The sequence below is a fragment of the Marivirga sp. genome (assembly GCF_051117495.1).
In the GTDB taxonomy this organism is placed as follows: Bacteria; Bacteroidota; Bacteroidia; order Cytophagales; family Cyclobacteriaceae; genus Marivirga.
Window position 1 is genome coordinate 157,435 of the sequence record NZ_JBNPEF010000004.1, and the last position, 21,856, is coordinate 179,290.

Sequence of the window (21,856 nt, forward strand, 5' to 3'; positions counted from 1 at the left end):
TTTGCTGTAAGAATAAAGATAAAAAACCTGTCAGGTTTTATTTTTATAATGGAGAGTTTTTTTATCCGAACCCCACTTTTAGGTGTTTTCACCTAAAAGAATTGTAGTTATAGTTGTAAAAAAACAGCATCAATGAGTTTTGGTGAAAACAAACACCAAAACTGGGGAAAGTGTAAAAACCTGAAGGCTTTATATTAATATTGAATGAGAGGAATCTCAAATTTACTAATCCTTAATTATTAATTACTAATTAAAAATTTTATGTCCAACAAAAAATATGATATCTACGGAATAGGAAATGCCTTAGTGGATATTATCACAGAAGTTTCAGAAGAATTCGTACTTGAAAATAAAGTAGAAAAAGGAGTGATGACCTTAGTGGAAGAAGAGCGTCAAGCAGAATTACTCAACTCCATGAAAATCACAGAAGAACATATGCAAGGAGGGGGTTCAGCTGCCAACACCTTGGTTGCTGCCAGTCAATTTGGCGCCAAAGGATTTTATTCTTGCAAAGTAGCCAATGATTTAGAAGGCGTTTTCTTTTTAAATGATTTAAAGGCGAATGGTATTGATACTGTTTTGACTCCTGAAAGCGCACCTGTTGGCACAACTGGAAAAGTATTGGTGATGACCACACCTGATGCAGAGCGAACTATGAATACTTTCTTGGGTATTACTGCTGATTTTTCTGAAAAGGAAATTCATGAATATGCGTTGAAAGATTCAAAATATCTCTATTTGGAAGGCTACTTAGTGACTTCAGAAAGCGGATTGGCTGCCATGAAGAAAGCCAAAAAAATAGCAGAAGATAATGGCGTAAAAACTGCCCTAACATTTTCTGATCCTGCCATGGTTAAATATTTCAAAGAACAGATGGAGTCTGTAGTAGGCGCTAGTGTTGATTTATTATTCTGCAATGAAGAGGAAGCCGCATTATTCACTGGTGAAAATGACCCTGATAGCATTCGAGAAGAATTGAAGAAAGTAGCCAAAAGATTTGCCATTACTCAAGGTAAAAATGGAGCTATCATTTATGACGGAGATACTTTTATTGATATAGAGCCCTATCAAGTGAAAGCGGTGGATACCAATGGTGCAGGCGATATGTTTGCCGGTGCTTTTTTATATGCCATTACAAATGGACATAGTTATGCTGATGCAGGTAAATTGGCATCCTTAGCAAGTTCTAAAATTGTTACACAACTCGGCCCAAGATTGACCTGGCCTGATGCCAAAGAGATTTTAAATAAGTGGAAGAGCGTTTAATGAGTAATTAAAAATTAGTAATCATCCCTATTTTGTAATTTTAGTACTTTTACCCAAACCTGTCAGGCTTTATATGAAATGAATGATGAAAATACAATCATTTTAACTACCAAAACTCATAGAAACCTGGCAGATTTTATCTTTTTAATTAACTTAACAAGGTAGGATTAGCAATACTTCCTAAACATAGATTGAAAAGCCTTTGATAGAAATTTCAAAGGCTTTTTTGATAAAAAATTGGCTTATCCCATAATTATTAAGTTAAAAAATTCTGTTATAAGACAGAATTATATCAACGCACCCCCTTACCGTTACCCTTAAACAGAAATAGTATTTTACAAAGATTTATAAAAACAGAAAACATAAGCTATTTAAGAGATAGCCTATTATATATCTCAATCAGTATAGTTTATGATGTGATTTAAATACTTTAATGATGTAGTATTGATGTAGTTGAAAAATTGAAAATTGAACTTAAGGTAGATAAGTTGAAAAGTAAATTTTAAAAACAATACTATGACTATGGAACGTTTATTACAATTAATCACATTAAGTTGCTGCATTTTAATATGCAGTCATCAATTACAATCACAAAATCCCACTTTGGTGTGGTCAGATGAATTTGATGGGAGTTCACTTGATCTTAATAAGTGGGAGCCCCAAATCGGAGATGGCTGTGCTGAGGGAATTTGTGGATGGGGAAATGGAGAACTTCAGTATTACAAGGCCGAGAATGCAGAAGTCAATAATGGAATGCTCAATATCATTGCAAAAAAGGAAAGGGTAAAATCCAATGGCTATACTTCGGCTAGAATCAGAACGAAAAACCTTGCAGATTTTCAGTATGGAAGATTTGAAGCAAGAATTAAATTGCCCGCTGGAGCAGGTTTGTGGCCTGCATTTTGGATGTTATCAACTGATGAACCTAATGGCGGGTGGCCAATGGATGGTGAAATTGACATTATGGAATTTATTTCCGCTCAACCAGACCATGTATTTGGAACCATTCATTATGGCGACCCTTATCCAGACAATCAATTCCAAGGCAATAGCTTTTATTTATATGATGGGAGTTTATTTACAGATGATTTTCATGAGTTCACTATAGAATGGGAGCCAGGTGAAATTAGATGGTATGTAGATGACATCTTGTATTCAGTAAAAACTGCCGAGGATGTAGCTCCATATAACTGGCCTTTTGATGATGGAAATTTTCATTTTATCCTGAATACTGCTGTGGGCGGCACTCTAGGTGGTGAAGTGGATGACAGTATTTTTCCTTCTACAATGCAGGTGGATTATGTAAGGGTATATGATGGAAACAAACCAACCATCCGAGGAAAGCGTGTGGTATCCAATCAAGAAACCAATGTGCAATACAATATTGACAAATTAAGCTCTGGCGCCAATGTGCAATGGACAGTCCCCTCAGATGCCAACATAGTGTCCGGACAAGGCACAAGTCAACTGACTGTTGATTTTGGAAGTAATAGTGGAAATGTAACAGGCACTTTTGATGTAGGGAACGGTAATGAATCCATTGCCATTGATGTAATAGTGGAGCCAGCCTACAGTAAAGGTTTTTCTTTCGAGAATTTCGATGAGACAGGCTTAGCAACCTATTTCTCAAGTGATGGTACTTTAACGGAAGTCCAAAACCCTGATCCCAATACTGTAAATGGAAGCACGCTAAGCGGTCAGTATATAAGAGATTCGGAAACGCAGTATGATGTCTTATTTTACGAAACATCCGCTATTTCCAATGCAGACCAATATGCAGGAGTTGCTTCGGATAAAAAATTCTACATGGATGTTTATACTGATGCTCCAATTGGAACAGAAATTATTTTACAATTGGAAACCTCTACTGCTACTGCCACCAATTATCCGGAAGGACGCCACAGTCGATATGTAGGAACTATAACGGAAAACAACAATTGGCAAAGAATTGAATTCTCTCTTTTGGATCAACCGGATGGAGCTGCCAGTTCAACCATTGATAAAATGGCGATTTTATTTAACTCCAACACTTTTACTGGCGACACCTATTACTTCGACAATCTGGATAGTTACAATGCTGATTCAGGAGATAATAATGATGGGGGAAATAATGCACCAAGTGTAAGTATTACAAATCCAGCTGATGGATCTAGCTTTGATGCAGGTACAGCTATCACAATAGAAGCTGATGCAACAGATAGCGATGGAAGTATCTCTCAAGTGGAATTTTTTGTAGATGGTACATCTATTGGTATAGACGATGCAGAACCTTATGCGATAAATTGGACGGTTGTAGAAGGAACACAAATATTGACAGCTAGCGCTTCAGATAATGAAGGAGCAACTACTACCTCTTCCCAAATTTCCATCACCGGAACTTCTGACAGCGGAGAAGCCACAGCTATTTATGTGAGCAATATAGTTACCGGTACAGCAAACGCTGGTGCGGGACAAAAATATGGAACTGCTACCGTTAGTATTTCTGATAATTTAGATAATCCCGTATCTGGCGCTGTAGTTAGCGGTACATTTTCAGGAACATTCAGTGAGTCTGTAAGTGGCACCACCGGCTCGGACGGAACTGTAAGTTTTCAAACCTCTTCTTCAGCCCGAGGTGGTGTAACAGTAAATTTTTGTGTTGATAATGTGGAAGGTAATCTTACTTATGATCCTAGCCTTAATTCAGGTTCATTTGATTGTGGAAGTAGCTTGCGGTCAAATGATATGATTTTGTCAAATGAAGAGATAACTTCAAATGGATTATCATTCACAGTTTACCCCAATCCTGCAAAGGACCAAATATGGATCAATGCAGATGGATTTAAAAATGATGTTGAAATTAGAATTATGGATGTAAATGGTAGAATTTTAATTGAAACTAGAGATATTAAAAACCCAATCAATATTTCCAATTTAAATAAAGGACTATATTTTATTCAGATAAATGATCAGCATCATAAGCTTCAAAGGAAATTTTTGAAGTAAATGGCGAAACCTAGTTTATCAATTTTAAAATAGAATGAAAACCTGACAATTTTGAGCTTAGTTTTTGAAATGATAAAGCAGGGCTAATTAAAAAAGAAAAGACGAATAGTATTATAATTCGTCTTTTCTTTATCAATATTTTCCATTTAATATCAATATAAAAGAGTAGCTTTACTTTGACCCAATAAGTATAAAATCCTATGGATAGCCTAATCAAGACTTCGTTTCAAATATTTAGCATTCTCTTAATTTCCTTAACAGCATGTCAAACCGATTTTGAAAAAATCAATCCTGAGTTAACTTGGGAAAATCCTGATGATATTGGCGTGGGAATTCCCTTAAGTGAAACCCAGCTTAACGCAAGTGCTGATGTAGATGGGACTTTCATTTATACACCTGATATTGGAACTGTTCTTGAAGAAGGTGATAATCAAGAACTCAATGTTGCCTTTAGCCCTAAATATCCATCTGCTTTTAATGATGTTAGCCTTACTGTTTCAATTAATGTCGTCAACAAAGGCATTTCAGATGCTGTATTTAACGAAAATTTTTCTTACGGAATAATGGCGGATATTGATGGCAATGCATACAAAACCATTAAAATAGGAGAACAAACCTGGATGGCAGAAAACCTCCGAACCACTCATTATCGAAATGGAGATCCAATAAGCAATATAACCAGCAATTCCCAATGGGTAAACCTTCAGACAGAAGCATATTCAGCCTACAACAATACAGAGGATTTAGACGAACTGGCTACTTTTGGGCTTTTATATAATTGGTACGCAGTTTCAGATCCTCGCAATTTGGCTCCAGAAGGCTGGAGAGTTGCTACTCAAGCAGATTGGGATGCATTGATTTCTGAACTAGGTGGTGTAAATGTAGCCGGCTCAAAATTAAAAGAAGCTGGCAATACCCATTGGAACCCAGGAAGCTCCGGAAACAATAGCAGTGGATTTACTGCTTTACCATCTGGCAGAAGACAATACACTGACGGAACTTTTATCAATTTAAATTTCAATGGCTTTTGGTGGGCCAATACTGCCAATGGAGCAGATTTTTCATTCTATTATCAGCTCAACTTTGATTCAAACACTATTATTGCGGCCAATTTTTTAAGAAGTGCAGGTTATGCTGTGCGTTGCGTAAAAGAAGAATAAAAACAGTTGGACAAAATAGAATTTCTGATACATCATTAATTTCTAGATCCAATCCAAATCTGGTTTGGTCATTTCATTTTCAACATCACCCGTATTTAAAGTAGAAGCAGGTTCAAAAAGCATCACCCAAACCTCCTCTTCAGCAACAGGCTTGTGTTCCACCCCTTTCGGGACTATCACAAATTCATTTTCTTTCACTTCGATTGTTCTATCTCGGTATTCCATTTTCAGAATTCCTTTAACGACAAAAAACATCTCATCTTCTAGCTCATGTTTATGCCAAACAAATTCGCCTTTGAGTTTGGCAAGCTTAACATGTTGTCCATTCAACTCCCCCACAATTTTGGGTGACCAATGTTCTGAAAACAATGAGAATTTTTGATTAAGGTTCACTTTTTCCATTCTAGTGAATTGTCATTTCTAATTAAACTAGGTTACATAATTTGAATAGAAGAAAATATTTTTTCTCGGTCAGTATCAGACGGGGATTTGTTTTCTGTGAATTTAATCGTGTACATCTTTCGATCAATTATAAAAAAATAAATCTGAACTACTCTATCATCCTTATTTGATAATAGAACTTCCCTTGCCCTTAAATCCTTAATAAATACCTCATTATTAGATAAAAGTTCTACTTTCTTGCCAAACTGCATACCCGTTATATATCCTTTTGCATAGGGCTCTAAAGGATCCAAATTATATTCTTTATGATAGAGACTATCAGGTAAATCATAGCGATCTATCGATATATCCCCTTTAGCTGTTATGGCCGAAATCTTTATATTATTACCGGAAGCAGTTTTATTATGTTCTCCAGGAATCTTAATGCTTACTTTATCATCTATTTCAATTTCTTCCCAATTCTGGGACAATGCAGCATGGAAAGTAAAGACTAAAAGTAAAAGTAAAATAGTTCTCATGATAATTTATTTTAAGTTCTTGTTTTGCAGTGTCCATTAAAATTAGTAAAAAATGCTGATTCTAAGCTTCTGAATTAAATCTCTTATAAAACCAAAATCATTATTGTTCATATCGCTTCTGAAAAGTATAGGTCAGCCTGAAGTCAAAAAATGCTGCCACATGCCGGTGAGCCAGCAGATTAATTCCCGTACTGAATTGGCGATTTATCTGATACTTAATACCCCAACGATGAAATATTCGATCATAATAAGGTGTTTGATCAAAGATGTACACGCCCAATCGCTGGCTAAATTGAAACTTGCCCAGTAAAAACTCATGCCCAAATAATAAGCCAGATTTCAATGCACTTGCATTCACTCCATCCCTATCAAGTTTGTCTCGTAACTTTCCATCAAAATAAACTTCAGTGCCCACAGTAAGCATACTCAGTTTTCCCACCTGCTTACCTGCCTGAAATGCAAAGCCACCCCCAAAAAATCTTTTGCGATTACCGACCTCATTGTAGCCACGATTCATGGTACCCAATAAAGTGAAATCATATCTGGTGGAATAATTCCTCCAAAATTTTTCTGTGGTGCGTACTCCAGTGTAAAAGGATCTCGGATTAGGTTGATAAATCAATGAGATTCCAGCAGTAGGCCAATTAATGCCCTTATTGGGCTGTCGCATACCTCCATTGGAGATATGCTGATAGTTTATAGAAGGGTTTAGCCACCAATTTTTCGATAACTTTACCCATACCCCAACGCCCACCAATAAATAGACGCTTAGATGGGTGCTGTAAGATTGGTTCCCGGGATTAGAGATACTATCGTATGGATTGCTTAAATAAGAAAGTCCTGCGGCTCCTTTCAAAGAGAAAAGCACGCTTTTACTTATCCGGTAAGTAGGTTCCAAAAAATATGCGGCCGTAGCACTCTTACCTAATAAATCCACATCGTAATCATAATATGACATCATCAATCCTTGCCTAGGATAACAATGACATAGTGAAAAATTAGCAGAATCGTTGCTTTGCCAGCTAAGTATAGTTTCAATTCCAGTTGGTCTGGCACCACTGGTATTTTGCACATCTACAGAATGGGGGAAAATAAAACCATGTTGTAAACCTACACCTATTGAGAAAATCGGTTTCTGATGAGCTAAAGAATCGGTTTGGGCAATAGCAATGGTTGATAAAAAAGAGCTAAATATCAATAAAAGCCATAGCTGTGCAGAAGCCAGCTTCAATTTATAGTGATTAAGCTTATCTAAATACCCGTTTTTCATCCATAGCGCTAGCACCATATCTGAAAATTAAGATATAAATCGTAAAAGTCTTAATTCAACGCTTACCTCTTTCAAATTTTCATTTTTAGATTTCGGCTATATTTTGGTGACGGATTCATCAAAAAAGTAATTCTTAATTAAATATTCTTCTCCCCCAATCGCGCTACTTTCATTAACCATTTTGCTCTGAATTTGTCTTTTAATAGATTGATTGGGCCAATGGAAGTTATTTTCACAGACTTCACTCCTACAAACTGCATCGTCAACTTTTTCATGGCTTTATGGCTCGGTGAACTGTAGATCAGTGCATAATACCAAGGCGGTTGATCCATAGTACAAATCAATCTGGAAGTTTTACCAGTTAAAAATTTATCCCACCATACAGAGCCCTCTCTCTTTTGGAAGGCAAATCCTGGCAACAAAACCCGATCAAGAAAACCCTTCATAATGGCAGGAACCGACCCCCACCAAACAGGATAAATCCAAACTATATGATCCGCCCACTTTAAGCTCTCTTGAGCATCTAATAAATCCGGCTCAAGCTCTGTACGCTTTCTGTAGCCAAATTGTAGATTCGGATTAAAATCCAATTCCCTGATTTTGATTTCCCTTAACTCTGCGCCTGATTTTTCAACACCCTTTTTATAGGCTTCTGATAATCCATAATTAAAGCTAGCCTCATCGGGGTGTCCATTTATTAGAAGAATTTTTTTACTCATGAATTATAATTGGTTTAAAAGGAATTGATTTTTTCAAAAAAGATCAAAAAGGACGGAACAGGGTTTTCAAGACAGTTTTTGTTTCAAGCTAAATAAAGCATCTTCAAGTCATTAAAACATCATTTATACTGCTTGTTGCACAAAAAAACGCACCTCTTTATTTGCAATATCCTCCATTTCCATGATTTTCAAATGCCTTCTGTATTTTCCACTTCCTTCAAGAATACCATGAGGGTCTTTCATTAGAAACCCATTGCCAAACTCAAGTGTAATGTGATTCTTATTTAAGAATAACCCACTATACATTTCTTCATTTAAAAAGAATACGATCCCACCATACATTATTCTTTCCTCAGTTTTTGGAAAAAATTCAAAAATGATTTGACGTAACTCAATGAAGATATCAGATTTTTCAGGATCGATTATCTTTATTTCATCCAAAAATTTTTGTACCTCTGCTTTTCCTGATTTTTTCTTCTGATTCATAGCGAATTAGTGTTAACGCGAAGCTAGAATGCGTTGGCAATACTTCGCTGATGATATACTAAAGTAACGAAGCTAAACCATATCCACAATTATTGTAAGAAAAATGAAGAGAAACATGCTGAATGCTTATCTTAAATCTAAATAAAATCATCAGTTTGGCTTTTTATCAGTTTACTTCTTCACTTTGCTAGAAGCAGTAAGCAAATGCATTTTTAGCAAATGTTATGCACCTTTTAATGTTCGCATTTCGTCAGCTAAAACGGGAACATTCCTTTGAATTATTCCCCATAACATCTCTGGTTCAACCGAATCGTAAGCGTGTGAAATAATGTTTCTCAATCCAATGATGTTTTTAGAGGCTGTAATTTGAACGTCTGGGTTAATGTCAATGATTTTCCTAATGGCTTCGCCAATGATTTCTAAATCCCTCTCTATAGCCCGTTGCAAAATAATGTCATTAGAAAAATTGTTGAAGTCATTTTGAGTTTTCTGCTTAATAGATTCGATCTCCTCGATAACACTCTCAATATCTAAAATGTATTTGAGTAGTTTAGGCTGCATACAAATCTACTTTTGACCGATTTACCTCTTCTTTGAGAATTGGGTTCTTCAGTGATTTGGTAGATACGAGATCGACTTTTCTATCTAAAATTTCTTGAAGGTTATGTAATAAAGAGAAATAGTTATCAGCATAGTCCAAAACGTCAATTTCATTAGAAAATTCAACGAGAAAATCGATATCGCTGTCTTCCTTCATAGCATCTTTTGCAGCTGATCCAAACAAAGCAATAGCAATCACATGATGTTTTTTACATGCCTCCACAATCTCATCAAGTTTATTTTGAACCAAATCAACCATAATTCAAAGATACATGAAATTTCGAATAATTCTTAATCTATGCTTTATGGTACATAACGACCGTACAAAACCCGATTGTTACACTAGTCTATGAAATACTGAAAGTAGTAATTTATGCTTTCATCGCAAACTGATACACCTCATTAATTGCAAAAGCTTAGAATAATTAGACACCCTACTTGACCAAAGGCAATATCTTTGGTTGCCAGCTATGAAAAGCAAGCATAAATTACGGGCTAATTAGTAGTCAATTTGCTACAAGGTGGTGAGCAAATGGGTTTTATATCATGTTAGCGAGAAATGTTTTCTATGAGTTCAAAAGTTAAGTCCTCTGTAATTGTAAGCTTTTCCTTCCACAGTCCATCTGCTTTAAAGTTGGGTTCTTGTTCAGTGTTCAAGTTCATTATCTCAATTGTCACTGAGTTAGAGTTGTACCATGCTCTGCTAATAGTATCTTGCTTGTTGCCCTGTCCTCGAATATAATTTGGGTAAATCTGGAAATCTGTAATGCAATATTCAGAATTGAGAATTGCTATCACCAATGTTCCAGCATCAATATATTGAACTTTAAAAGTAATTAAATATCCGTCCTTAACTTTGTTTAAGTAGTCTAATGAAATTGATTCTATCTTTTGGTTTTTGAATTTTAGTATTTCAATTGGAATATTATTTTCAGAAAGTGTTCCCCCGTCCATCTCGATTGATGAATAGAATCCATTAAACTTTTCTAAATCTGATTGAAGACAGTCTCCTCCCACATTTGATAAAACAGTTAACCACAAAGTTAGAATTCCAGTTATTATTATTTTCATGCAGTCTTAATTCTCGCTAACGCCTGCATAAAACCTGTTTGCTACACTAGGCTATGAAAAACTGAAAGTAGCAATTTATGCTCACTCAAACAACCTTCACTTTTGATATCAGCCAAAAAGTGGAAGCCATGACTAAATACTAGCCACAAAATGCCAGCATAAATTGTGGGCTATTTTGCAGGTGTTTTGCTACAGTGTGATTAGCAAATTGGTTTTATGCGATGTTATGTATATTTTTCTATTTAACAGTTAGTATAAAATAATCCTCAAATGATTTTTCTTCTCCATTGACCATCTGAGTTGTTCTAACTCTAATCTTATGCTGTCCAGTTTCTAATCCCTTAATTTTGACTATTCCATTATAGTTACTACTTGCATTGGCTGGTATCTCTATAAAACCTTCATCAGTCTGAGAGTCGTCAATTTCATATTTAAAACTAACAGCGACCATTTGTGCTTCTGAAATTGCTGTTCCTCTGAATATTTCGCCCTTTTTGATTTCAAATTTATCGCTTATTACACGTGGATTCAGAAGGTCAACATAAGGAAAAAAACTATTGAAATGTTCTCTTATGTTATTAACTGTTGATAGATTAAATTGTAAAAGTATGTTCGTAAATGCAATGCTATTAGTTTGTTCATATTGGCTAAAGCCTTCAAATAGAAAAGTTGAATCTATATCTATTTTGTCTCTTGTATTCCCCGCAATTTCTATTAGGTCTTGAATGTCTTTCCTTTCAATTTGCTCTCCTTTAGAGATTTTATTTGTTAGCTCAATATTGGTTTTAGTGAGTTTTTTACATACTTTATGTAGGTCTTTTCCAACAGGCGAATTTCCCGTTTCCTCTACACGGAACTTAAGTTTATTGTTTGACTCTTCTATCTCCTCTAATAAAAATTGATTTTGGACTTCGTAAATCTTGTCTCGATTGTCTGAGCAAGCAGTTACAAGAAAAATTAGCAAAAGGAATGAGGTGAATCTAGTCATATTAATTATACATAACATTATAGCGTTTTATTCATCGTTCTCTAAAAGTAAATAAAAAAAGGTAAAATCCCCATTTCTGTTAATGTGATTTAAAGGCAGTAAGAATGATGAATAAAACGTTGTTGGACTGAGCCGATGGGACTATGGGCATTGTATGTGCGCTCTAGCTACCGAAGCCTCACCTTTTATTAATGATATGATTACAGTCATCCCTAGCCTGTTTAAGGTTGGACAAGGACATAAAGCCAAAATACCTGATTTTGCAAAACCCCTCAGGTAGGACATGCTGCATGAACCTTCTTATAAATTCGCCCGCCTCCAGGCTCATCACTTTTCTCTAGCCACCACAACGGTAGTCTTTATAATAAAAGTTCACCTTTCCGTTTTGATGGCTGATGATCCGTTGGTTACTTATGGCCACCCTGTGGGTATAATTGCCCAAGTAATTGATGAGATTTTCCGAGCATTTAAAAGGCTTTTCGCTGTAAACCACCCATTTGGTCTTGTAGCATTGCTGTTTTAGTTGTTCAAAGTGGGTGCCTGCAGGTATTTTGAACCGGTCATTCTTGAAGGATGCTTCCAGCAGCTTGAGTAAAAGACCCCTAAACACAGCACTTAGCACCTTCACGGGCAAGAAATAGTTGGGGTTGGAAGGAATCCATTCCATTCCGTCTTCGGTCAATCCTCCCGCAGGCACTATCATATGGATATGCGGGTGGTAATCCAGGTTTTGTCCCCAGGTATGCAATATCGCTACCGCACCTGCCTTTGCCCCCAGATACTTAGGGTTTTTGGCGCACTGCATCAAGGATTGGCCAGCTGCTTTAAAAAGTGCGCCATAAGCCGGTTTTTGATTAATATAAAACAGCTTGTTCAAGCAGTGGGGCACGGTAAAGACCAAATGAAAATATTTGGTGGCAGGCAGGTTTGAAGCCAGTTTATCGACCCATTTGGCCTTTCTTATAAACTGGCATTTTGGACAATGCCGGTTTCTGCACGAGTTGTAGGCCTGCTGATTGTACCCACAATTATCACAGCTGTTAATATGCCCTCCCATAGATGCACTCCTGCATTGGGTGATGGCCTGATAGGCTTTCTTTTGTACGGGGCAAAGTTTTGTGGTATTCAAATAATCCCCTTCATGTTCAATGAAGATATCAGCCAGTTCTGTTTTCTGTCTTTTGTTTTCCATCGCACCATTTTTAAACTTTCATATTGTCTAGAGGGGAACAAACACTAGCTGGGTCTAGCTTAGTAAGATGCAGATAGGCCGTAGTGGTCTTTAGCGAGGTATGCCCCATAAATTGCTGTATCAGCCGTAAGTTCACGCCTTGCTCCAACAGGTGCGTGGCAAAAGTGTGGCGTAGGGTATGGAAGGACACCGCTTTTTTAATACTGGCAAGTTCGAGCTTGTTCTTTACGATTTTAGCCAGAGTGGTTTCTGACAGAGGCTTCCCCTTGCTGTTTTGGGGTTCAAACAGGTACTTCTCGGGACGCGCAAATTTATAATAAATACGCAGTACCTCAAGTGTCTTGCGTGAGAGCAATGTGTAACGGTCTTTCTTGCCTTTACCCTGCATGACTCGCACTTGCATTCTTTGAGAGTCGATATGATTAGGCAGCAAGTTTAAAAGCTCATTTCTCCGCAAGCCTGATGAATAGGCCAACATAATGATAGCCTTATGTTTTAAGTTGCGGTTCACGTTGATCAGCCTTTCCATTTCCTCAATGGAGAGGACGATCGGAAGCCTTTTAGATTTTCTAGGACGTCTAATCTTAAAATCTTCCCACTCCCTTCCCATAACATCGGTCTGCACTATTTTAAATGCACTGATGTACTGGTTCACAGTAGAGGCTGATAGACCTTTTTCTATCACTACCTTGTGAAGATAATCTTTAAACTGCGAAAGGCTGAGGGTCTCGAGCGGCAAACTGCTCACCTTAACCATGTGGGACATCAGTGAACAATAGGTGTTTACTGTACGAAAACTGTAATTGCGGAATTCCAGCTCTCTTTTTAGATGCTCTAAGGCATTGCTTTTTGTTTGAGTTTTCATAATGGTAACTTTTTTGTTTACCATTACAATTTAATCATACCTCATTTTACCGTTTCCAGTAAGAAACGGTTTAGTTCAACAATTGAATATAGTCACCCCCCGGTGACTATATATCTATTATATCCTTTGCAATCTACTGAATTAATAGTTAATAAAAAAGCCTTTCAAATCGATTTAAGGCGAGTTTGAAAGGCTATAACCGTAGAATTAAACGTTTATTAAACGTATAACGCTACGGATATTCTTAATCTAAAACCTCTTGAATAGGCTCTCCAGTAGCACCATTCGGCAAGTTAGTACCTAAAATATGGGCCAAGGTAACTGCTATATCATCAATATTTTGTCTTTTATAAGACCGCCCGCTTTTGATTCCGGAACCATACCAAATCAATGGCACATGGGTATCATAGGCATAACCTGTTCCATGGGTAGTAGCAGAACGAGTTTGGTAAAACCAACCCGGCTCCAAAATCAACAACACATCTCCAGAGCGCTTGAAATTATAGCCCATCTGCAAAGCCGAAGCTTTATGTTCTGTAAATTCAGTTGATTGCATATCTGTGGCGGAATAAGCCTCGGCCACGCCCTCCAAATTTAAGGATTCATTGACGATGAATTTTCTGATGACATCCAAGTCAACGTCCTTTTCTGTTATCAAATCATGGTTTAGGAAAAACTGCTCATTGGAAAAATCCTCTATCCATTCTCCTTGACCAAATTTTTCACTTAAGGCATTGCTGATATTTTGCACATAAGCTTTGCCATCATAATGGTCAGCTGGGATTTTATTGGCTTGTAAATATTCGGGAACTTCCGCACAGCCGTGATCAGAAGTCACAAAAATCAGGTAATTGCCTTTACCCACTTTTTGATCTAAGTGTTCAAATAATCTGGCAATCTCTTGATCCAATTTGATATAGGTATCCTGAACCTCCACTGAGCGAGGCCCAAATCCATGGCCAATATAATCGGTGGAAGAAAAACTTAAGGCCAGAAAATCAGTTATATTATCTTGCCCCATTTGCTCACCATCCATAGTGGCAGTGGCTAAATCTGCTAAAATGGTATTTCCAAAAGCAGTATTCGGTAACAATCCAAAATTGCCGTTTTCTGCTCTCAACTTTTTTAAATCATAAGGGAAAACAGATTTTTCCTTTCCTCTCACTTTCATCTCATAAGGCATGTCGTCCGCAGTCGATTGGGTGTATTCTTCCAATGACATGGATAAATCCCAAGTTTGGTTTAGGTACTCATCTGCCAAATTACGATTGTTGAATTCTTGCAACCATGTAGGCAATTCTTCATTTCCATAATAACTACTACTCACAAAATGCCCATTGCTTTTATCATACCAGAAAGAACCGGTCGGGTTATGACCTGCCGGCAAAATCGATCCTCTGTCCTTTATGGAAATCCCTACTACTTTTGATTTGAAATTGGTAGCTAAACCCAATTCATCCGTAATTGTTGTGCTCAACATACGGTGGGGAGACATCAAACCAGCATCCGAAGTAGAACCTATGGTATAAACAGAGGTATCTTCCGCACAATAGACAGATGTCTTAATGTTCTTATCGTACCAATTATTGGCAATAATTCCATGCGTTGCAGGGGTTGTGCCAGTGTAAACCGATGCGTGGCCTGGCCCAGTAAAGGTCGGAATGTAATTGTAATGTGTGTTATGGTTATAAAAGCCTTCAGAAATTAACCTTTTAAAACCATCTTCTCCAAAGTTATCGGAATAGCGTTCAAAATAGTCATGGCGTAATTGATCAATAACAATGCCCACTACCAACTTGGGCTTTTTCACCTTTTGTTCATGCTTTTGTACCGGTTGGCATGATAATAGGATCAATAGAGCCAATGCTCCGCTTATATATTTCTTCATTGATATAGAATTATAATTTTCTGCAAATTAAAAATTTGAACCGACTAATGATAGGAATTTTAGATTAAGCTTATGTAAAGAAAAAAAACTCCTCGGTCTGACGGTTCCATGAAACTGCTAGCTTGAAAGTGTATATAATAGCGATTAGACGGTTCTAACCGTCAAACCGCTGGGCAGGAGAATTAAATTATCCTCTATCAAGAATTATGTCGGATCCTAAATCATATTATAATCTTTAGCATTATCACTGCACTTTTCAAGTTAATAGCTTCAAACAACAGAATCCCTCGGCCTGACGGTTCCACACCGTCTGACCGATAAATGAAACTGCTAGCTTGAAAGTCTGTAGAATAGCGATTAGACGGTTCCAACCGTCAAACCGCTTGGCAAGGAAAGGGGGCTAGTCACAAGTAGTCTCTAAAAAATCATCAAAATTCAAACCTTCTTTAAAAAGTACCCTTCCCTTTTCATCAAAATAGGCGATCACTATATAATTAATTTCTGAAAGTCTGCGTTCAGCCAACCAATAGTATCTCCCTTTGCTTTCATAGGATTTCAGTTCATTGAAAATAAAAGGAATAACCTCTTCTCCTTTTTGATTGAGCACTCCATAACCACCTCTTTTTCGGATGATAAAATAAATGTCTTCACCAAGCTTTTCTTTTTTCCATGACTCTATCCCTTCATGTACATACTCATTTTGAAAAATGTTCAATATCCCCATCTCGCCTTCCTCCTCCACTATGGCGGTGGAATCATTAAAAAATTCAACAGTATTAAAATCGGCCTCTAACACTATTTGAGCAGACATATCACTTATTCCCATTAGATTATCTTCTTTGAAAATATAGAGAGAATCTTCTAAGAATACTTCCAGCTTACTTTGAGAATGTGCTGGAATAATTTTTAGGCTATCCACTATCAGCGCCCCAAATTTTTTCTTTTGTAAAATAGGAATCAATCCATTTTGATAAGCACCAAAGGCTTCCACATCTTTTATCTCAATTAAATTTCCGGAAGAATCAATCAATTGCTTCTTTTTGTTCTGATGAATTTGGATTAATTCTTGAGTCAAAATATTGATATCCAGCTTTTCACCTTCTTTAATTTTTTTTCCAAAACCATTATAGAGTTTAAAATATCCCTTTTCGTTTGATACTTCTACGAAGCGAATTTGATCGCTCACATTAGATAATGCCACATTATAATTTTTGAGAATCTTGAAAACCTCCCCTTCTTCTAATCTTATTTTATTACCTGATTTGAAAAGTAAATACTGAGAAGAATCTTTTATAGCAAAAGTCAACCAGCTATTGAATAACCTCACAGAATCATATTCAAATTTCGGAAATCCTTGGATGTCATTTTGATAAACTGTCCAAAGGCTATCTTTTTGAAGTGCCAAAACCCCTGATCTATATTTATAGTTATCAAATTTCTCATCGAAAATGCCAACTCTATTACTATCCAATAAACTGAATTTTTCATTTTCTGCTTTCAACCAAAAATCCTCAAAAAAATCATATTGGGCTTTTTCTAAAGGGAAAACCACTTGAGCATTTCGGTCCAAAATAGTTTCATAATCATTGGAATAAAGCCTCAAATATTCATCGCTAATCCATTCGTAATCACCATAAAGAAAACTCAAGGATTTCAAATCATCCTTTGCAGACTTTCTAAATTTTTGGCTGGAAGCCACTGCCACATCATTTCCTTTCTTAAAAAAGAATACGTTCTCTTCTTTCCAGATGCTATCCATTGCCTGTTTTAAAACAGGTTCGTTTAAAAGTGAAATCAGATACCAACCATCCCTCTCTTTCTTGGCTAAGTGGAATTCGTCAATTAGCCGAAAATCAAAAGCCCTTTGTTGTAGTACCGGATTCAAACTAAAATGCTCCAGTATTTGCTCTCGGCCAAAATCATTGATTTTGAAATATCCTGAACCTATGTAACCAATTGTATTGGTATTATAATCAGAAATTTTATCTCCTGATTTGAGGTAAGCTCGCTTCTCTCCATTCTCAACGCCTAAAATATATGGATCCTTGACAAAAAAACAGGAATCAGGTATGATGTTCTTTAGTTGGAATGAAAGCAATTGCTCCTGGGTCAAATCATAAAAATAAAAAAGGCTATCTCTTTTATGAGTTAATAGTACAGATGAATTTTCCTTGTAGTCCAATCCATCTAGTAGTGATTGAGCTATTTTAGAAGCCTCAAATTGCTCATACTGACTAATAAAATTTTGAAAATCGTTTTTCTCTGCCCCGGAACTAATGATATTTAAAAGAATTTGAGCAGCTTCCTCTGCAAATTCTGATTGTGGCCTTTCTTCAAGGTATTTCTTGTATTCTTCAACAGTCTGATTTTGGGTTTTCTTTTCATAATAAAGCGTTTCAAAAACATTTCTAGCTTTTTGGGCCTGTAGAGCGTTAGGATATTTTCTAAAAAATTCACTTACCGCTTGGGTGGTATTTTTGGCAATGGCATCATCATAAGCCACCTGATTTCTTAATTCCGTTGCTTTTTCCTCATAAATAAGATATTGATAATTATTCAAATACTCGTTGTAGGCTTCCTCTGTATTTTCTGAAAATGCTTTTTCAAAAGCCAAACTGTCAATTACAATTCCCTGATTGGCAATAGCGCTACTATCCAAACCTTTTTTCGACAGTTTTTTCGCAGTTTCCATATTCAGCTTTGGAAATGTATCGCTGACCATTTGAATATAAAGATGGGCTGAATCTACTGCATCATAAGACCAAACCGGATGGCTGAAGTATTTGGCCAACATAAATTGAGTAGCAGGGTCTTTTGGTTCTTTTTTCACTGCTTTATCGATGCGCTTTTTAGCTTTGGCCAGTTCGTTTTTTTCTAAAAATTTATCAGTATTTAATACTCTATAGGCACAAGAAGACCATATAGAACTTACAATAATGAAGGATAAAAAAATGAGAATTTGACGCATACACCTTTTGATAAACGCAAAAGCGTTAGAAAATAATGAACAAAGTTATAAATATTTATAAAGCACTTTCAAAATCAGCTTTTAATATTACCCCTATTTTAAGATTTCTTTAAGTTCATTACCGATGTTAAATTTTAACACCCCCCGTCTTTTTCAGCGCTCTAATTTTAGGATATAATAAATCACTAAAATTATAACCAATGAAACTAAAAATTACGAGAAAAATCATGTTTAATTGCCTTGCAATTTTATTGGCAACCTTTAGCATGCAAGCAGTAACTTATGCGCAATCTACTGATGCCTCCATAAGTGGAATTGTAAAAGATAGCGATGGCAAAGGACTTCCGGGAGCTAATGTCATCTTGAAAAATGAATCAACCGGTTTCGAAACCGGAACTATCACCTCCCTTGACGGAAAATTTTTACTTAAACAACTTCCATTGGGCGGGCCTTATAATTTGACCATCAGTTTTATAGGCTACCAAAATTATCAAGTTCAGGACATTCAGTTAAACCAAGGTGATAAATTAAATTTGGATGTAAACTTAACAGCTGATACAGAGGAGCTAAAAGAAGTGGTGGTAAGTGCTAACAGTTTTTCCAAAAGAGCCGACAGAGCAGGCTCGGGCATTGCCATTAATTCCGAAAAAATGAAAAACCTACCCAATGAAGGTAGAAATTTCACAAATCTGACGGCTCTTTCTCCCTTGCAAGGAGGTGGAAGCATAAACCTCGGAGGCCAAAGAAGAACCTCAACCAATGTGACGGTTGATGGTGTAAATGCCAGAAATCAATTAACTGCAGGTGAAATAGGGAGAGGTCCTTATACCATTTCTATGGAGGCTATAAGAGAGTTTGAGGTAGTAACGAATTCTTATGATGTAACCCAAGGTCGTCAAGCAGGCGGTGCATTGAATGCAGTGACTAAATCCGGTACCAACGAATTCGAAGGATCCGCCTTTATGTATCACAGAAATGACCAATTGGCAAGTCAATTGGATATCAGAGGAAATGAAAGAGACCAAGAATTTTCCAACTACCAATGGGGATTCAGTTTGGGTGGTCCAATTGTGAAAGACAAAGTTCATTTTTATATGGCATATGACAGACAAGATTCAGGTCAACCGGTTTTCATTGCTGATATCAATAATGAAGCAGATGAAAGAAGATTGGGGATCAGAAAAGATACTTTGGACAAAGCTATCCAAATTGCAAGGGATTTGTACGGAGTAAGCGATGAGCAACAAGTGGGAGAATTCCAAAGAAGCTCTGTGGCCAATACCTTATTCACTAGAGTGGATTGGCAATTGAACGAAAAAAATAGATTGACTTTAAGAAATAATTATACAGATTGGAATAATCCACTAAGTATAAATGATAATTCTAATATCAATCTTGCTGAAACTTGGGGTTCGTTTTCTTCAAGAGAAAACAGTCTTCTGCTTTCGCTAAGAAGTGCTATAAGTCCAAACATGACCAACGAATTGAAAGCACAATTTCAACATGCCGAAAGGGAATTTGGAACTAATCCACAGTTGCCAAGTCAAAATATCCCAAGAGCAATTGTTCAGGTGCAGAGTCCTTTCCCAACAGAAAGCAACCCAAATGCTACTCAATCTCGCTCATTGCAGTTTGGAGGACAAAGATTCACGCCTGAAACTAATTTAGAAAGACAACTTCATTTAGTCAATACTACTTATTTAACCCAAGGTAAATACAACTTCACTTTCGGGACAGACAATATGGTGACTTATTTGGAAACCCTTCTTTCCAATGAACAAAACGGAAGATTCTTCTTCAACAGTTTACAGGATTTGGAAAATATGACGCCTATTCGTTATGCAAGGGAAGTACCTACACAAGGATTACCCATAGTGGAACAAACGGTTTATGATGTCTCTTTATTTGGACAAGTGGATTTTGAAATGTTGCCAAACTTCAATACTACTTTTGGTTTAAGATATGATGCCACTATTTTCTCCACTCCTGCTCAATACAACCCTACAGTTGATCAGGAATTAGGGATTAGAACTGATCGTAAACCATCTGACTGGTTCAATCTTCAGCCAAGGTTCCAAGCCCTATGGAACGTAAAAGGTGAAAATAAAGACATCATCAAGTTTGGTGCAGGTCTATTCTCAGCTCAGCCACATTACTATGCACAGGTTAATAATATTCAGAACAGTGGACAGATGTTAGCTTCCATTGATGTTACCGATCCGGATTTAATTCCAAATCCAAATTTTGAAAGATATAGAGAAGATCCATCATCTGTTCCTGGAATACCTGAAGGAGCTACAGCTGGCATAGCCACCATTAATGCAGTAGGTGAAAATTTTAAGGTGCCTAATACCTTGAAAGCTAATGTGAATTACAATAATTTTTTTGGGGATAGATTAAGAGTTGGGGTTAATTTGTTATACAGCAAAACATTTAACAATTATGTTTACCAAGAGGCTAACTTAGTTGATGACCCTTATTTCAGATTGAGCACAGAAAATGACAGAGGTGTTTTTGTCCCAGCACCCGCTATCAATCCAGATAATGGCCAGTCAAGCTGGTTAGATTCAAGAAAATCTGAGGAAGTTGGCCGTGCATTAGTTTTACAATCTGATGGAGAATTAACTCAATATGCTGCTGTTATAGATGCTAGTTTGAGATTAGGAAAAGATGGAAGCTTAAATGTTAGCTACACCAGAAATCAGGCAAAAGATAACTCCTCTTACAATTGCTGTGTAGCCAATACTTCTACTTTCCTTCCTGTGGAAGATGACCCAAGGGAATTGAACTACGGATATTCTGATAATCATTTTTCGGACAAAGTAGTGGTTAATGGTGTCTCGCCCTCATTTGCTGGTTTTACATTTGGTGCAACCTTGAATGGAATTGGTGGAACACGTTATTCATTCCTAACCACAAACGGAAGTCTTAACGGAGATTTCAATTTGAGAAATGATCTGGCTTTCGTTTATGATCCAAATGACCCAAACACTCCTGCTAATATCCGTGAAGGCATCAATGGAATCTTAAATGATCCGGAAACCTCCCAAAGTGTTAAAGACTATATCAACAATAATTTAGGGCAGATAGCAGAACGAAATGGTGGTGTTAATCCATTCTTTTACACCATTGACTTAAGGATGATTAAAAACTTTTCCATAGTGAAGAAACATAATTTTGAGTTGTCTGCAGACCTTTTCAATTTAGCCAATATGCTTAATCCTGAATGGGGTGTCAACAACAATTTTAGGAATAGAAACTTATTGAGAATTGCTGGATTCGATCCTGACAGTCGTAATTACCAATATAATGTAGAGAGTAATGTGGGCGCGCTCCCGATTAACGGAACACCGTGGAGGGTACAAGTAGGCTTGCGTTATTCTTTCTAATTTTTAATTTTCTTCATTTTTTTAATTTAAAGTTAGGGGAACATAAGCATAATGTTCTCTTAACTTTTTTTGTATTATTTAAAACTAAA

At 36.6% G+C, this 21,856-nt stretch carries 16 protein-coding genes and 1 pseudogene; 4 read left to right on the plus strand and 13 right to left on the minus strand.

Going from position 1 to position 21,856, the window contains the following annotated elements; translation table 11 throughout:
• The first annotated feature begins 261 nt into the window (after positions 1-261).
• The 3 genes from ACFE0M_RS01770 to ACFE0M_RS01780 all read left to right on the plus strand — a co-directional run bounded on the left by ACFE0M_RS01770 (position 262) and on the right by ACFE0M_RS01780 (position 5,411).
• Entirely contained in the window at positions 262-1,266 is a 1,005-nt protein-coding gene (locus ACFE0M_RS01770; protein ID WP_434544028.1) for an adenosine kinase, read from the plus strand.
• 522 nt (positions 1,267-1,788) lie between these two features.
• Positions 1,789-4,251 (plus strand): family 16 glycosylhydrolase, encoded by a 2,463-nt coding sequence (locus ACFE0M_RS01775; protein ID WP_434544029.1) that lies wholly within the window; start codon positions 1,789-1,791, stop codon positions 4,249-4,251.
• Between the two features lie 200 nt (positions 4,252-4,451).
• The gene (locus ACFE0M_RS01780) at positions 4,452-5,411 is read left to right on the plus strand and encodes a fibrobacter succinogenes major paralogous domain-containing protein (protein WP_434544030.1); all 960 of its coding nucleotides are present in this window, start codon (positions 4,452-4,454) and stop codon (positions 5,409-5,411) included.
• 42 nt (positions 5,412-5,453) lie between these two features.
• Here ACFE0M_RS01780 and ACFE0M_RS01785 read toward each other — a convergent pair whose 3' ends face one another.
• The 13 genes and pseudogenes from ACFE0M_RS01785 to ACFE0M_RS01845 all read right to left on the minus strand — a co-directional run bounded on the left by ACFE0M_RS01785 (position 5,454) and on the right by ACFE0M_RS01845 (position 18,378).
• Positions 5,454-5,813 carry a cupin domain-containing protein gene (locus ACFE0M_RS01785; protein ID WP_434544031.1) on the minus strand — a complete coding sequence of 120 codons (360 nt, stop codon included), beginning with the start codon at positions 5,811-5,813 and terminating at the stop codon, positions 5,454-5,456.
• A gap of 32 nt (positions 5,814-5,845) precedes the next feature.
• The gene (locus ACFE0M_RS01790; RefSeq protein WP_434544032.1) at positions 5,846-6,331 is read right to left on the minus strand and encodes a hypothetical protein; all 486 of its coding nucleotides are present in this window, start codon (positions 6,329-6,331) and stop codon (positions 5,846-5,848) included.
• A gap of 100 nt (positions 6,332-6,431) precedes the next feature.
• On the minus strand, positions 6,432-7,619 hold the full coding sequence (locus ACFE0M_RS01795; RefSeq protein ID WP_434544033.1) for an acyloxyacyl hydrolase: 1,188 nt from the start codon (positions 7,617-7,619) through the stop codon (positions 6,432-6,434).
• 119 nt (positions 7,620-7,738) lie between these two features.
• Positions 7,739-8,320: an NAD(P)H-dependent oxidoreductase gene (locus tag ACFE0M_RS01800; protein ID WP_434544034.1), complete on the minus strand. Its 582-nt coding sequence runs from the start codon at positions 8,318-8,320 to the stop codon at positions 7,739-7,741.
• A 123-nt stretch (positions 8,321-8,443) separates the two neighbouring features.
• Entirely contained in the window at positions 8,444-8,806 is a 363-nt protein-coding gene (locus ACFE0M_RS01805) for a DUF1801 domain-containing protein (RefSeq protein ID WP_434544035.1), read from the minus strand.
• Positions 8,807-9,028: 222 nt separating this feature from the next.
• A complete protein-coding gene (locus ACFE0M_RS01810; protein ID WP_434544036.1) occupies positions 9,029-9,367 on the minus strand; it encodes a HepT-like ribonuclease domain-containing protein in 339 nt (112 codons plus the stop codon).
• Positions 9,357-9,665, minus strand: coding sequence for a nucleotidyltransferase family protein (locus ACFE0M_RS01815; RefSeq protein ID WP_434544037.1), 309 nt, complete (start codon positions 9,663-9,665; stop codon positions 9,357-9,359). Before ACFE0M_RS01815 ends, ACFE0M_RS01810 begins: the two co-directional genes overlap by 11 nt.
• Positions 9,666-9,955: 290 nt before the next feature.
• Entirely contained in the window at positions 9,956-10,477 is a 522-nt protein-coding gene (locus tag ACFE0M_RS01820; RefSeq protein WP_434544038.1) for a hypothetical protein, read from the minus strand.
• Positions 10,478-10,715: 238 nt separating this feature from the next.
• Positions 10,716-11,465: a hypothetical protein gene (locus ACFE0M_RS01825; RefSeq protein WP_434544039.1), complete on the minus strand. Its 750-nt coding sequence runs from the start codon at positions 11,463-11,465 to the stop codon at positions 10,716-10,718.
• Between the two features lie 184 nt (positions 11,466-11,649).
• Positions 11,650-12,657 (minus strand): annotated as a pseudogene (locus ACFE0M_RS01830) (IS91 family transposase); the annotation flags it as partial.
• Between the two features lie 10 nt (positions 12,658-12,667).
• Entirely contained in the window at positions 12,668-13,522 is an 855-nt protein-coding gene (locus tag ACFE0M_RS01835; RefSeq protein ID WP_434544040.1) for a tyrosine-type recombinase/integrase, read from the minus strand.
• A 244-nt stretch (positions 13,523-13,766) separates the two neighbouring features.
• Positions 13,767-15,410 carry an alkaline phosphatase PafA gene (gene pafA, locus ACFE0M_RS01840; protein ID WP_434544041.1) on the minus strand — a complete coding sequence of 548 codons (1,644 nt, stop codon included), beginning with the start codon at positions 15,408-15,410 and terminating at the stop codon, positions 13,767-13,769.
• A gap of 400 nt (positions 15,411-15,810) precedes the next feature.
• On the minus strand, positions 15,811-18,378 hold the full coding sequence (locus ACFE0M_RS01845; protein ID WP_434544042.1) for a tetratricopeptide repeat protein: 2,568 nt from the start codon (positions 18,376-18,378) through the stop codon (positions 15,811-15,813).
• Positions 18,379-18,578: 200 nt separating this feature from the next.
• On the opposite strand from ACFE0M_RS01845, the gene ACFE0M_RS01850 reads away from it, so the two are divergent.
• On the plus strand, positions 18,579-21,767 hold the full coding sequence (locus ACFE0M_RS01850; protein ID WP_434544043.1) for a TonB-dependent receptor: 3,189 nt from the start codon (positions 18,579-18,581) through the stop codon (positions 21,765-21,767).
• Positions 21,768-21,856 lie beyond the last annotated feature (89 nt).